This is a genomic window from Lawsonibacter hominis, assembly GCF_014287895.1.
In the GTDB taxonomy this organism is placed as follows: domain Bacteria; phylum Bacillota; class Clostridia; order Oscillospirales; family Oscillospiraceae; genus Lawsonibacter_A; species Lawsonibacter_A hominis.
Genome location: NZ_JACOPP010000004.1, coordinates 77,264 through 91,158, shown reverse-complemented (window position 1 = coordinate 91,158; position 13,895 = coordinate 77,264). Strand labels below are relative to the sequence as shown.

Sequence of the window (13,895 nt, the reverse complement as noted above, 5' to 3'; positions counted from 1 at the left end):
GAAAACCAAACCATGAAAAAACGAATACTGGCAACTTTGATGGCCATCTGCTTGTTGGCGGGCTGGGTGCCCACCGCGGCGCTGGCGGCAGAGGACAAGATGCCGGACAGTGGGATACCCATTGTCTGCACCATGGAGGAGAACTGCAATGCAGAGACCCGCGACGAGGGCTGCCCTCTGTATGTGACACCAGAGGAGCCTGTGGATGATGCGGAGGAACCCCCTGCGGAGGGGGCGGAAAGTCCCGCCCCGGCTGGCCCCACTGTAACGGCCTTGCAGAAGCGCATCAACGCCCTGCCCGGTGTAGCCGAGTTGGCGGAAGTGGACGAGGACGAGCAGGCCGCAGTCTATGAGGAGGTCTGCGCCATCTATGGTGCCATCGCACCGCTGGACGCGGCGCAGGTCGAGGCGCTGGATATGGCCACACTGGAAACGGCTGCGGCGTTCCTCACCCAGCAGATTATGCCGCTGGCGGAGGAAACCGGGAATTCACCCGACAAGCAGTGGAAAGATACTGTTACTGTTGTTCCTGATGGGTATTCAGCCAATGATACTGAAAAGACGGTCTCTATCTCCAGTGCTGAAGGTATGGCTTGGTTCGCAAAGCAGATTGAAGCCGATACCACATATACGGGCTATACGATTACATTGGAAAATGATATAGATCTTGGGTCACATGATTGGATTTCGTGGGACAACAAAGGGACATTTTCAGGGTGCTTCGATGGAAACGGGCACACGATCCGAAATCTGTATATTACGGGAAGTAGCCATGGGCAAGGGCTGTTCCCTGTGATAAAGAACGGGGGCGTTATTAAAAACCTCCATGTTGAAGACGCTCAAATCACAAGTTCTGTGGCAACTATGGATATGAGCGGCATCATCGCTTTTAAATTAGAGGACGGCACCATTACAAGCTGCCATGTTTCCAACTCAAGCATAACGCAGAGAAGCGGCGCTGGCATGATTGTCGGAGCAACGGTGGCGAATACTGGTGGGGTTATCTCGTATTGTTCGGTCAACAACTGCAAATTGACTTTGTCCGCTTCTTCAGACATTCGTGGTGGCGGTATTGCCGGGGAACTTCGCGCTGGGAATATTTATTCCAATTGTTTGGCTGACGGACTCTCTGTTTCGCTGTCTCTTACCGCGACAAACAAACAACTTAATGTCGGCGGCATTGCCGGTTTTAATTTGGGAGGAACTGTTGAGCAGTGCTGTGTGCGTAATATTTCCGTTACCTATTCCGGCGAGAGTCCGGCTTTGAACATTGGAACGGTTGTTGGCTCCTTTAATAGTGGATCTGTCAGTATGTGCTATGCAGAACAGGATGATACCTTTTCATGCACGGGTACAAATTCTTCCAATGCGGATGTGACTGAGATTGCTGAAGAGCAATTCAGTGAAAAGGGTAGTTTCCCTTATTTGGATTTTGACAAGGTGTGGAAGATTGACCCCCAATCGGGTTTGCGCCTGCAAGAAAAGACAGTTTTCCCGGCACTTTATTATGCAGAGAAGCTGAAAATCACATATGGCGACAATGATAAAACCATTGGTGGCTACACTGGAACCGGAGGGGCGATTCCGGTACGCGTGTCCGTCGATGTTCCTCTTGATTGTGTATCAGTTACGATTGACGCGTCTGCGAGTTCCGGGGCAAGTTTGCACGGTGTCCCGGAAACGATCACTTTTCCCGAATCGACGGAGACGGCGGTAATGAGCCACACATTCAAGGTCGAATATGAGGGGGAAACCGGCAAAGAAATCACTATTATCCTGACGCGTCCCCAAAAACTTGCGGGAAGCGGCACGGAACAAGAACCGCTTATTGTTTCGTGTCTGGAGGATTTGAAGAATCTGTCGAAAAACATTACCCAGCGGAACATAGAGGGTGCCTATGTTTCCATCGCTTCTGATATTGCTTGTGGTGGCGCTGCGATACAACCTGTGTCCTCTGTGAAAAGTGTGGCCGGAAATGGACATACGATTTCCAATTTCACAATTAATGATACATATACTGCCGCAACAGGGTTATTGAAAACCCTGACTTCCGGTGGAAAGATTTCCGATCTATATATTGATTCTGCAACGATGAGCGGAGGTCAGGGTAGCGGAATCCTTGTTGGTACTATCGAGACGGATGCTGAAGTTGAAAATTGCGCTGTGACAAGCAGCTCTTTTACCGGGAATATCAATCATTACAGTGGACTTTTGTTTGGGACGAATAAGGGAATTGTATCGAGCTGCTATTGCGAGGGAGATACTCGTAACGCCGCATCAAACATTTTGAGCGGTGCGATAGGCGGCAAAAATGAGGGCACTGTTAGGTCCTGCTACTCAAACGTGTTTGTTACAGGAAATATGAGTGGTACTGATAAAGGTGCATTCGTTTGGAGCAACAGTAATGGCAAAATTACGGATTGCTTTTGGAACGCTGAACGAATCAAAAACTGTTTCTCCGCTGGCCCGGCTTCGCACAGCACCCATGTGGGAACCGTAACAACGAGTGCTGGCGTGAAATTTTCTGCTGAGGGCGCCTTGCAATTTGGAGATACCGCACAGGTGAAGATAACCTACTCGGCGGAAAAAAACACTTATTATCCAACGGCCCTGGCGGGGTTCGGTTTCGTTGGTGATTCTTGCGCATCTGTGTCTGAAACCGGTAACGGAGTTTCTATAACAGGTCAGAAAGTAGGGACTTCGACCATTTCCGTCTCTGTAACGAACAACGGGAAGTCTTGGCCGTTCCAGACCTTTGAAGTCGAGGTTTCCACAAAAATTGTTGCTGTTACCATGGCCGAAAAAACCGAAGCCTACGATGGAACTGCCAAGACCATCGATGCCACCGCTGGCGATAACAACACACTTCCTGAGGGGTTGACTTTGGTGTATAGCTACAAGGCGTCCAGCGCCGAGGACAACGCCTATACCCATATCGCACCCACGGCTCCTGGTACTTATACCGTTAGGGTAGAGAGCGGCAATCCCAACTATACGCTGACCGGTACTACCACCGCGACGCTGACCATCTCCGAACCGTCTGCGACTGATAAGAGCGGAGAAACCACCGTGACCGCTCCTGATTCCCTGATTTATGACGGGAAGGCAAAGGAGTACGACGCGGCCTGCAATGGAATCAAAAGCTGGACATATACCTACTGCAACGAGGATGGTACAAAGCTGGACTCCGCGCCGGCCAATGCTGGTAAGTACAACGTGACCATTACAGGCAGAGAGAATGATGCTTATGCCGTCAAGACAATGGATTTTGAAATCACCAAGGCCAAGCTGACCGTCAAGGCCGACGACCAGACCATCTATGTGGGCGGTACCCCGGCAGCATATACCTATACCGTTTCCGGTTGGCGGGGAAGTGACGGGGCCAACGCGGCCGCTCTGCTGATAGGTGTTTCCGTTTCCTGCCCCACGGCGGATGCAGGCAAGGTGGGCGATTACTCCGTCACCGTCACTGGCCCGGCATCCATCGACAACTATATGATTACCTATGAAAACGGCATCCTAACCGTCCGTACCCGTTCCGGCGGTGGCGGCAGTGGCTCCAGTATCTCCGGCAATACCACCACGGAGACCATCACCAACAAGGACGGCTCGACCACTACCACCGTCATCAACAAGACCACCGGAACCGTCACGGAGACCACCAAGTACACGGACGGCTCCACTCTGGTCGTGGAGACCAAGAAGGATGGCACCGTGACCACCACCTCTACCGCTGCCAACGGCATCGAGGTCAAGACCGTGGACGCGCCGGGCGAGGACGTAACGGCCTCCGTCGCCATCCCCAAGAGCGTGGGTACCGCCACTGTGACCATCCCCGCCGATGTGGACTACGGCACCGTGGCCATGGACGCCAAGACCGGCGAGATCGTGAAGCTCTCCTTCCCCACTGAGGGCGGCCTGGCCGTCAAGCTGGACAGCTCCGCTGATCTGATCCTGGTGGACAACGCCAAGGACTTTGCCGACACCAGCGGCCACTGGGCGCAGGACGGCATTGACTTTGCCACCGCCCATGAGCTGTTCTCCGGCACCAGCGCCACCACCTTTGCCCCGGACAGCCCCATGACCCGGGCCATGCTGATGACCGTGCTGGCCCGCTTTGACGGCCAGAACACCACCGGCGGCAGCGTGTGGTATGAGAAGGGCATGGAGTGGGCCAAGGAAAACGGCGTGTCCGACGGCACCGATCCCGACGGCTCCATCACCCGGGAGCAGCTTGCGACCATGCTCTGGCGCTATGCGGGCAGCCCCGCAGCCGAGGCGGGTTTCCTGAGCCGGTTCGCTGATGCAGCCAGCGTCAGCGGCTACGCTGCTGATGCCATGAGATGGGCAGTTTCCACCGGACTGATCGGCGGCATGGGGGATGGCACCTTGGCTCCCCGGGGCAACGCCACCCGCGCCCAGGTCGCAACGATCCTCATGCGCTTCGTTAAGAATCTAACCAAATAACGCCAAAATGGGCGGGAGAACTTCTCCCGCCCCTCCTTTTTGCTATGATCAGACCGGCGGCATGGAACGCCGCCGGTCCTCTCATTGTCAAAGGAAAAGGCCGATGTCCACGAAAGAGGAATCGGCCTTTCTTTGTTTTGACTATAGGTTATTCCCAACGGAGGGGCCTTTATATTTGTTGGACGGAGCTAAAACTGTTTGTTCAAAGGACTTTGTCCCTTGTTGTACGGGTATGCTGTGTTTACAAGTGAGGGAAAATGGAATGAGACCATTTGAAGCTTATCCACATTGACAAGGCCCACAGGTACAAAGACAGAGAAACTAGCTGTAGCAGAGTATCTTTACCATCTGTAATTGTGAGAGGATAAAATTTTTGATTGCTGTAAAAAAGGTCTGCCAATTGGATGTTGTATAATTAAATTTTGTTGCATGACTGTAGGTACCGGCGTGTTTAGAATTAGGGCCAAGAGGAACGCTGGCCGCTGATGACCAATTTTTGAGTCTCATTGGTATCCGCATGGGGTCGAGTTATTATGCGGCGTACATCACATGTTTTGCCAGTATCTTTATAAATAGACCTTAACGTGAGCAAGCAGAGTTGCAACCCCTAGAGGGACTGCAACTCTGCTTGCTCTTTGTGATATGTTTTTGCAACGAACCGCTTTTTCCTGTTCAAAGCCTATATTTTCGAATTAGTTTAACCGCACGGGTCTGACTGATAGACAAATCTGTCGCTACGCCGCGGCTGGAGGGGTGCTTTTGGTAGGAATTAAGAATCATCTGCCGCTCCAACTCCTCCAGCGCACCGTCCAGTGATGTAGGGAACGGAGTCAGCGTCTGATCATAGCTAACCACGGAGAAGATGTTTTTGGGCAGGTGGTGCGGCTCAATAGAGAAGTCATCTACCATGACGGTGATGCGCTCAATCACATGTCGTAGCTCCCGGACATTACCCTTCCATGCGTAGGAGAGCAGCAACGGAATGGTATCTTTGGAGAACGTATGGGACTTTCCGTACTGTGTGTCAAACTGGTTAAGAAAATAGGTGGCCAGAGGTATAATATCCTTTTTGCGCTGACGCAGTGGCGGGATGGTCAATTCAAAGATATTCAGACGATAGTAGAGATCCGCTCGGAATTCATTGCTTTCGATGAGCTTTGTCAGGTCCTTATTGGTGGCGGCGACAATTTTGACATCGATCTTCACCGGAGCGGTGGCACCGATGGGCAGAATTTCTTTCTCTTGAATGGCACTGAGCAACTTCGCTTGAGCAGAAAACGGCAGCTCTGAAATCTCATCCAGCAGCAGGGTGCCGTGGTTTGCAGCCTCGAACAACCCCGTTTTGCCGCCGCTCTTGGCACCGGTAAAGGCGCCCTTGACATAGCCAAAGAGCTCGGATTCCACTAGTTCTCTAGGCAGGCTTGCACAGTTTACCGAGATAAAAGGCTTATCCTGGCGATCACTGATTTTGTGCATATACTTAGCCAAGGCAGTTTTGCCGGTACCCGACTCGCCTACAATCAGACAGTTGGCATCCGTTCGGCCTACCCGCTGGATGCTGTCCATGATAGCCTTCATCTCATCGCTCTCATAGAGCAGTTCCGGGCGTAATTCGTCCGCGGAGGCAACGATCGCAGTATTTTCTCCGGTAAAGATCAGGTTGTCGCTGACAGTATCCCGCACGCTCATAACAACGAACTCGATTTCATTATTCCGATCAAAGATCGGGACAGCGACGGTAAACAGTTTGGAGCCCACAATCGTCTTCTGACGTATGGCATAGGCTTTTTTATCTCGGTAGACATGAGGCAGAATAGAGGTATCCCACCATTTATCGTGTTCAAAAATAGTAAGTTCTTTGCCAATCAGGTCGTCTGGCTCGAAACCGTAATGTCTAAGGCAGGCCTTGTTAATATAAACCATACGGTAATGGTTATCGTAGATGCATACTTCGTCATACAGTTCATCCACGAGACGGGCCAGGGTATCGGTGTCTAGGTATCGGTAGGTCCGGTCCATGAAACATTCCTCCTCCAATCACGCTTAGTCACAGTCCCATAGCCCTACTGTAGCACAGAATTCCAGGGGCCGCAAGCGAATTTGAATCGTTTTTAACTTGCGAGTTGTTTTCGACTCGAGCAAAATGTGGATTTGAATTGCGATCAACTCAAATTTACGACGTTTGCCGCCTTATGACGGCGGTATGCCTTGTCGCGTTTCCCTCCGGCTCTAAGTCTTGCGCTATTTTTTTCATGATTTGGCACCATATTTGCAATGGTATAAGGCAGAGCACAAAGCAAAGGAGGAAAACGTATGGAAAAACGCGCCATTCAAATGGACCCCCACGACAATGTAGCCACAGTCTTGTTTGATGTGCAGATCGGAGATATGGTTTGGGTGTATGACCAAAACCAGGTTTTGGTGGAAAGGGTTGTTGCACAAAGCCCCATTCTCAGCGGCAATAAGCTCGCGTTGAGCGACATGCCAGAAAAGAGCACCATGATCAAGTACGGAGAGAACGTCGGTGTAGTCATCAAACCCATCGCTAAGGGCCACCTGGTCCATGTTCATAACGTGCGCAGCATGCACCTGGACATTCCCGACTCCATCATCAGGGATATCATCAGCGTGATGAACATTACGGAATGAGGTGGAACGAAATATGAAATTTCAAGGTTATATTCGTCCCGACGGCAAGTTGGGTATCCGAAATAAGATACTGATTGTCGCACTGGACGAATGTTGTGATGGCCTGGCAAAACGTATCGCCGAGGGTCACCGGGATGTCGTGGTGCTGACCAACCATTACACTTGCATGCTGGGAGGCAATGAGGAGACCTTCTACCAAATGGTGGGCATATGTGCGAACCCCAATGTAGCGGCTGTGCTGGTGCTGGCCATGGGTTGCGGCAGCATCCTCATCAGTCACTTCGTCGATCACGCAAAGAAATGCGGAAAACCTATAGAATCGATCAACTGCATCGAGGTAGGCGGCACCAAGAAGTCCATCGCCCTGGGCCGAGAGAAACTTGAAAAGCTGATCGAATACGCACAGCAGGTTCCCAGGCGTGAGGGCACAGCCGCCGACCTGTTTGTGGGTATCAAGTGTGGTGGTAGCGATACCAGTTCGGGTATCGCATCCAACCCCAGCGTGGGCAAGGCCGCAGATATACTCTACGAGTTGGGCGCCACTACCGTGGCCGGAGAGCTCATTGAGCTGATGGGCTGTGAGGAACAGATTCAGCGGCGGGCCATCAGTCCTGAGGTGGCTGCGGATATCGCCGCAGCCTCAGATAATGAACTGAAGCGCTGGAACGTGGATGGCGCACCTGTGGAGTCCATGAGCATCGGGAACTGCATAGGAGGCTTGACCACCATTGAGGAAAAATCTTTCGGTGCCCTTCATAAGACCGGCAGTGCTCCTATCCAGGGCTTCCTGCAAATCAGCAACAGCGGCATCGACCATCCCGACAAGCCAGGCTTCTATCTCTCTGACGTCAGCCACCTCTGCGGTGGTGCAGGCACCAACTTCGCAGCGCTGGGCGTCCAGGTCGTCATGTGGACCAGCGGCGCTGCCGGCTTCGATAACGAGTTGGTCCCTGTTATCAAGGTCAGCGGTAACAAAGATCTGATTAACGACGACGTAGATGTGGATGCCACCGGCATTATGGACGGCAGCGATTCCGCCGCCCGGGTGGGGCAGCGCATCGTCGACAAGGTGGAGGCCGTCTGCAACGGAGAACCAACCGCCACCGAGGGCTTCGGCAGCAGCTTCCTAACCCTCTATCAGAAGGATGTGCGTGTGGAACAACTGCTCCGCTTGAAATACCCCCACTGCCCCATGGGATGCTGAGGTGAAGGAAATATGGACTGTATCAAATTCAACCTTTCCATTAAAAATAATGCAGGACTCCCTCACTACCCAAACCCCGGCTTGCGCGACACCCTGGAGCGCTATTTGAACTGGCTGGAGCCACTGGTCACCAAGGAAGAACTGGCACAGGCTATAAATGAAGTCGACGCATTCCAAGCATTAGAACAGTTTCCCCGCCTGGAGCGTAAGATGGACGAGTTGGCCGAAGGCTCTGATGACAGTTACATCTATAACTACTGGGTCAAGGGTCACCTGGGATTCCGCGACCCCATCTGCCCCTACACCAGTGTACCCATTCTCTATGACAATCCGACCCTCCGCAACCTGAGCCAGGCCGAAAAAGCTGCCGCCCTCCTCTTTGCCACGGCGGAGACCTATCGGGTATTCCGCCAGAAGGGCAACGGCGCTTATAACATTGGCCCAAAGACTTATTCTAATGACGAACTTTTCGGCGCATTAGCCTCTATCAACCACATTGCTCATGGCCAGGATGTCATGTATATCTCCGATGAGATATCCCGGCATAGTCTGGTCCTGTACAAGAACCACATCTATACCGTCGAGGTCATCACCCCCGAGGGGAAACCCATCCCTTACGGCAACCTGCGCTATAGCGTTGCTGCCATCCTGAACGATGCGACCCCTGGGCTGGAAGTCAACTTTAACACGGTCACTTCCGAACCGGAGCGTGATATGGCCGGCGACTTGCTGGCCGGGCTGCTGGCCATTCCCGGCAACGCTGAGGAGTATGAAGTAATCAAAAAGGCGATAGCCGTAGTAAACCTGGACACCTGTGCCCCCGAGACTGTGCTGCAAAAGCTTTATACCGCCTGCGGCGACCCGTTGTGGTTTAACCGCTTCCACGGCAAGGGAACTCAGTTCAACGTGGCGGTCAATGGCGCTATGTCTATGATCGTTGACCATACCTACTGCGACGGCGGCATTGAGGTCTACCTGGTCAAGCGGGTGGGTGAGATCCTGGGTGAGATGGACCTCACAGCTGGAACCGATCAAGCTGCATATCGCGAACTGCAATTCCATCTGGATAGCTTTGAAGATCGGCTGCGCCAGTGCTTTGCACGGTTCCGAAGTAAGATGAGCGCCTTTGATGCCCGTGTCGTCTCCTTCCCCGGTTTAAGCCGCACCGTTCTGAGAGAGCATGGGATTCTCTCCGGCGACGGATTCATGCACATTGCGTTCCAGGCTGCCCAACAGATGACCTGGAACGACATTCGCAACACCTATATCTCAGTGGACTGCCGCAAGTTCTTCCGCGGCCGAACAGAGGTCAATCGCCCGGTGACTCACGCCTCCAAGGCCTTTGTTGCAGCCCTGCTGGACGATTCCGTCTCAAAGGAAGAACGTCGTCGGCTGATGCTGGCGGCGTTGGATGCCCACCACGAGCGTACCAGGCAGGCACAGGCGGGAATGGGCGTCAACCGTTACCTGTTTGCCGTGCGTGAGGTTTGTAAGGACTACGCTCAAGAACTGGGCTTTGCCGAGCAGCCAGCCTTTTTCCGAAGCAAGGGCTTCGCCCGCATTTGCGAGGACAGGCTTTCCTGCACCTCCTTCGGCAACGATGACATGAAGGGGTGCTATTTCCCGCCTGTGATGCCTCACGGTTTGGGTATCTTCTATCATATCGACGAGGAGGCCTATGCTATCATCACTATGTTCCTGGAGGATGGTGATATGCTGGACCGCTTTGACGAAAATCTCCACACCGCCATCGCAAAAATCTTAGAGAGCTAAGAAATGAAATGAGAGGAGAGATTTCCACGTGAAAAAGCAAGGTTTTAGAGAGTCTTTGAAGCTGATTGACAAGAAAGTCCTCATCATCTCTTGGATTGCACTCCTGGCCCTGTCCCTCCCCATCATCCTGTTTCCGGAGGCCAGTGGTGCAGTTGTCGGCACACTGAACGGCTGGGTCTTGGATTATCTGGGCGCACCTTATATGTGGTTTGGTATCTTCTGCCTCATCTTTTGCATCTACATCATCGTCAGCCGCTATGGCAAGGTCCATCTGGGGGACAAGGGCGAAAAGCCCGAGTTCAAGACATTCTCTTGGGCTGCTATGCTGTTTTGCTGCGGTGTCGGTGCCGGCGTGCTATACTGGGGCTTCATCGAGTGGGGCTATTATTTCCAGGCGCCTCCCTTAGGCCTTGAATACGGCACTTGGCAGGCCGGCGAGATGGCTCCCGCTTATGGCTTCTTCCACTGGGGGCCCACTGCCTGGGCCATCTACGCCGTCTCTGCCTGTACCTTTGGCTATATCATGTTCGTGAGAAAGAGCAATGTTCTAAAGTGCAGTGAGGGTTGCCGCGGCCTGCTGGGTAAGAAGGTGGATGGCCCCCTGGGCAAGGTCATCGACGTGTTCTTCATCTTCGGCATCGTGGGCGCCGTGGCCACCTCCCTGGGTCTTGCCAATCCTCTGGTTACAGCATGCATTTGCACCCTGTTTGGAATCGAAGCCACCCCCATGCTCCAGATCATCATCCTGCTCATCATCGTTGCCATGTTTGGTCTCAGCGCTTACTCCGGCCTGAACAAGGGGATCAAGTTCCTCAGCGACTCAGGCGTATGGCTGGCTTTGCTGCTGATCGCATTTGTCTTCGTGGTTGGCGACACCAAGTTTATCTATGATACCACCACCACAGCTATCGGCCTTATGGCGCAGAATTTTATCCGGATGTCCACTTGGCTCGACTCCATCGGGTTATCCGGCTTTCCCCAAAGCTGGACTGTGTTCTACTGGGCATGGTGGGCCGGCTACGCCCCCTTCCTGGGCATGTTTATCGCCCGCATTTCCAAGGGCCGCACCGTCAAGAGTATGGTAGCCGGTTCCCTGCTGTTTGGCAGCGCAGGCTGCATCCTTTTCTTTGGTGTGCTGGGCAACTATGGCCTGGACCTCCAGTTGAGCGGCGCCTTCGACGTGGTCAACTCCCTCAGCGAGATCGGTCCCGCCAACACCATTGTGGAAATCCTGCTTACCCTCCCCTTCGGGAAGATTGCTGTCATTTTGGTGGCCCTGCTCTGTTTCGTCTTTGCGGCCAATTCCTATGACTCAGCCTCCTATATCATCGCTGCCAACTCTCAGATTCGCGTGGAGAACGGTGAATCCGTGCCTATCCTGCGGCTAATCTGGGCTTTTGGCCTGTCCCTGATCCCCATTGGCTTTATCATTTTGGATGCGCCTCTGGCTACCCTGCAGACTGCTACCCTGGTGCTGTCCATCCCCATCGCTTTTATCATCGTGATTATTGGTATCTCCTATCTCAAGATGGTTAAGGAAGATATCCTCTCCGGCGTTTTGGATCAGCCTCTTGTCGTGCGTAACTTCTCCGAGCTCACGAAGACTGAGATCTCTGCCAAAAAGCAAATCGTTGACGATGACATGATATCAAAAGGGGCGCGCTGTAGAATAAAGTTTGCAACGCGCCCCTTTTCTGCTCATGTTAGCGAAGCGGCAGAGGACAGCCGCCTATTGCGGATAGAGCGGAAAACCGGCGGCAGGGCACATGGAAAACAACCATGTGGCCTGCCGCCGGTTTGCTGTTTTATGGGGGAAACCTTAACGGGCGGTATAAAGAAAAACGACTGGAACCCGCCACCCCGATAAAGGGATAAAGAGGCAGGGAAGATCGGCACCCAGCGGACATTTTTCCTGATTTGACAGCGGGAAAAGGCTTTTTTCAGGGCGTTTCGTCCGCATGCTTTTATGAACAGGCCCTATAAGGGCCTACTCAAGCTACCACTTTAGCTGGTAGTTATGACTTTGCTGGATGGCTTTGGAAAACAGGGGCGCCGCTCTGCGGATCAGCAGCAAGCGGGTTTGCAATCCGGTGCGAAGCGAGAGGAGAAACAGCCGGAGTCTCCCCCGCAGAACTGCAGCGATGAAAGGAATTCTGCTGCGTCAATGGCGGCGGGGTGCAGGAAGCGGAGAAAACGGTTCAGCGCGGCTTGCAGTGCCGTTGGGGAAAAGCCGGGATGAGGTCCCATCGGAGCCCCGGCCTTGGACGGGAGGCGCTGCTCAGGACAGTTTGGATATGGCCGCCATGTCCTGTTCCAGGTCGCGGTAGACCGCGTGATAGAGCTTGTAGTAGTCATTGTATTTGGCGTGGGCTTCCGGGTCGGGCCGTACCTTCTCGTCCAGCACCTGCCAGCTCCTGATATCCTCCAGAGTGAGCGTGCCGGTACCCAAGCCTGCCAGCATCACATCGCCCAGGTTGGCCTCGACATCGTGGATCGGGCAGACCACCGCGTGGCCGGTCACGTCCGCGAAGATCTGACGCCACAGGGGAGACTTGCTGACGCCGCCCGCCAACAGGATATATTCGCCCAGGTCCTCGCCGGTGGACTCCATGGTGTGGCGCAGGGAGTAGGCCACCGCTTCCAGAAAAGCCCGGTAAATATGGGCTTTGGTGTGGGCCAGAGAGAGGCCGAAGATAACGCCCTTGGCATCTGTATTCCAGACGGGGCTGCGCTCTCCCATAAAATGGGGCAGTACGATAAGGCCGCCGGAGCCGGGAGGGATGCTGGCCGCCTGCTCGTCCAGGACGGCGTAGGCGTTCGCTCCGCCGGCGTCTTCTTCCGCCTTCTCGCGCTGGGCAAAGGTATCGCGGAACCACTTGACCACAGCGCCGGCGGTGGCGCCGCCGCCGAAGGAGTAGGATAGCGCCTTGGAGTTGATGACATAGGGCCACTCGATGAGCCCCTGAGCCCGGATGGGGCGGTCATGGATCAGAGCGGCGCACATCGAGGTGCCGATGGCGGCCACATACTCGCCGGGCTCAAAGACGCCCAGACCAAAGGAGGCCACGCCGCAGTCCACGCCGCCGGCGCACACAGGGGTTCCCTCATTCAAGCCCAGCTCCAGCCCGGCCTGGGCGGTGAGGCCGCCCACGATGTCCCGGGACTCTACGATGCGCGGGGGCATCATCGTGCGGGGGATCCCCATGTCATCCATCAGCTCGTACGACCAGCCGTGTGCGTTCATATCGAAGATACCGCCGATATTGCCTGCGGCAGAGTAGTCGATCGCCACCTGCCCGGTAAGCCGATAGATGACATAGTTGTTGGGAGGGAGAAAGAGACGGGTACGGCGCCAGTTGTCCGGTTCGTTGTCCCTTATCCAGAGGATCTTCAGATAACCGTAATAGGGGTCGGTGCCGTTGTGGGTGATACGCTGCAGTTTTTCCGGATCGATGTGTTCTTCCACCCAGCGCTGCTGAACCGTGGCCCGGCGATCCATCCAGATCAGGCAGGGGCGTACGGGTTCCATCTGCTCGTCCAGCGGGATGCCGGAGCCGCCGTAGAGTCCGCTGATGCAGATACCGGCCACGTCGGCAGGGGATACTCCGGATTTCTGCACCGTATTGCGGATGGAGCGCTTTGCAGCGTCCAGCCACACATCCGGCCACTGCTCGGCCCAAAGCGGCTGGGGGGTGAGCACGTCGTATTCCTGGAGATCCTGGGCGATGAGCCGGCCCTGCGTATCCATAAGAATGGATTTGGTGCCCGAGGTACCGATGTCGGTACCGATAAGGTATTTCAT

At 54.1% G+C, this 13,895-nt stretch carries 7 protein-coding genes; 5 read left to right on the top strand and 2 right to left on the bottom strand.

The window, feature by feature from the left end; all coding sequences use genetic code 11:
* The first annotated feature begins 12 nt into the window (after window positions 1–12).
* Window positions 13–4,467, top strand: coding sequence for an S-layer homology domain-containing protein (locus H8S57_RS04525; protein WP_186906887.1), 4,455 nt, complete (start codon window positions 13–15; stop codon window positions 4,465–4,467).
* A gap of 672 nt (window positions 4,468–5,139) precedes the next feature.
* On the opposite strand, the gene H8S57_RS04520 is transcribed toward H8S57_RS04525, so the two are convergent.
* Window positions 5,140–6,486 (bottom strand): sigma-54 interaction domain-containing protein, encoded by a 1,347-nt coding sequence (locus tag H8S57_RS04520; protein WP_186906886.1) that lies wholly within the window; start codon window positions 6,484–6,486, stop codon window positions 5,140–5,142.
* A 294-nt stretch (window positions 6,487–6,780) separates the two neighbouring features.
* On the opposite strand from H8S57_RS04520, the gene H8S57_RS04515 reads away from it, so the two are divergent.
* Genes H8S57_RS04515 through H8S57_RS04500 form a run of 4 tightly spaced genes read left to right on the top strand, consistent with a single transcriptional unit; the run spans window position 6,781 to window position 11,960 of the window.
* The gene (locus tag H8S57_RS04515; protein WP_186906885.1) at window positions 6,781–7,116 is read left to right on the top strand and encodes a UxaA family hydrolase; all 336 of its coding nucleotides are present in this window, start codon (window positions 6,781–6,783) and stop codon (window positions 7,114–7,116) included.
* 13 nt (window positions 7,117–7,129) lie between these two features.
* On the top strand, window positions 7,130–8,320 hold the full coding sequence (locus tag H8S57_RS04510) for a UxaA family hydrolase (protein WP_186906884.1): 1,191 nt from the start codon (window positions 7,130–7,132) through the stop codon (window positions 8,318–8,320).
* 12 nt (window positions 8,321–8,332) lie between these two features.
* Window positions 8,333–10,093 (top strand): choline/carnitine O-acyltransferase, encoded by a 1,761-nt coding sequence (locus H8S57_RS04505; protein WP_186906883.1) that lies wholly within the window; start codon window positions 8,333–8,335, stop codon window positions 10,091–10,093.
* 28 nt (window positions 10,094–10,121) lie between these two features.
* A complete protein-coding gene (locus H8S57_RS04500; RefSeq protein ID WP_186906882.1) occupies window positions 10,122–11,960 on the top strand; it encodes a BCCT family transporter in 1,839 nt (612 codons plus the stop codon).
* Between the two features lie 411 nt (window positions 11,961–12,371).
* On the opposite strand, the gene H8S57_RS04495 is transcribed toward H8S57_RS04500, so the two are convergent.
* Window positions 12,372–13,895 carry an FGGY-family carbohydrate kinase gene (locus H8S57_RS04495; RefSeq protein ID WP_186906881.1) on the bottom strand — a complete coding sequence of 508 codons (1,524 nt, stop codon included), beginning with the start codon at window positions 13,893–13,895 and terminating at the stop codon, window positions 12,372–12,374.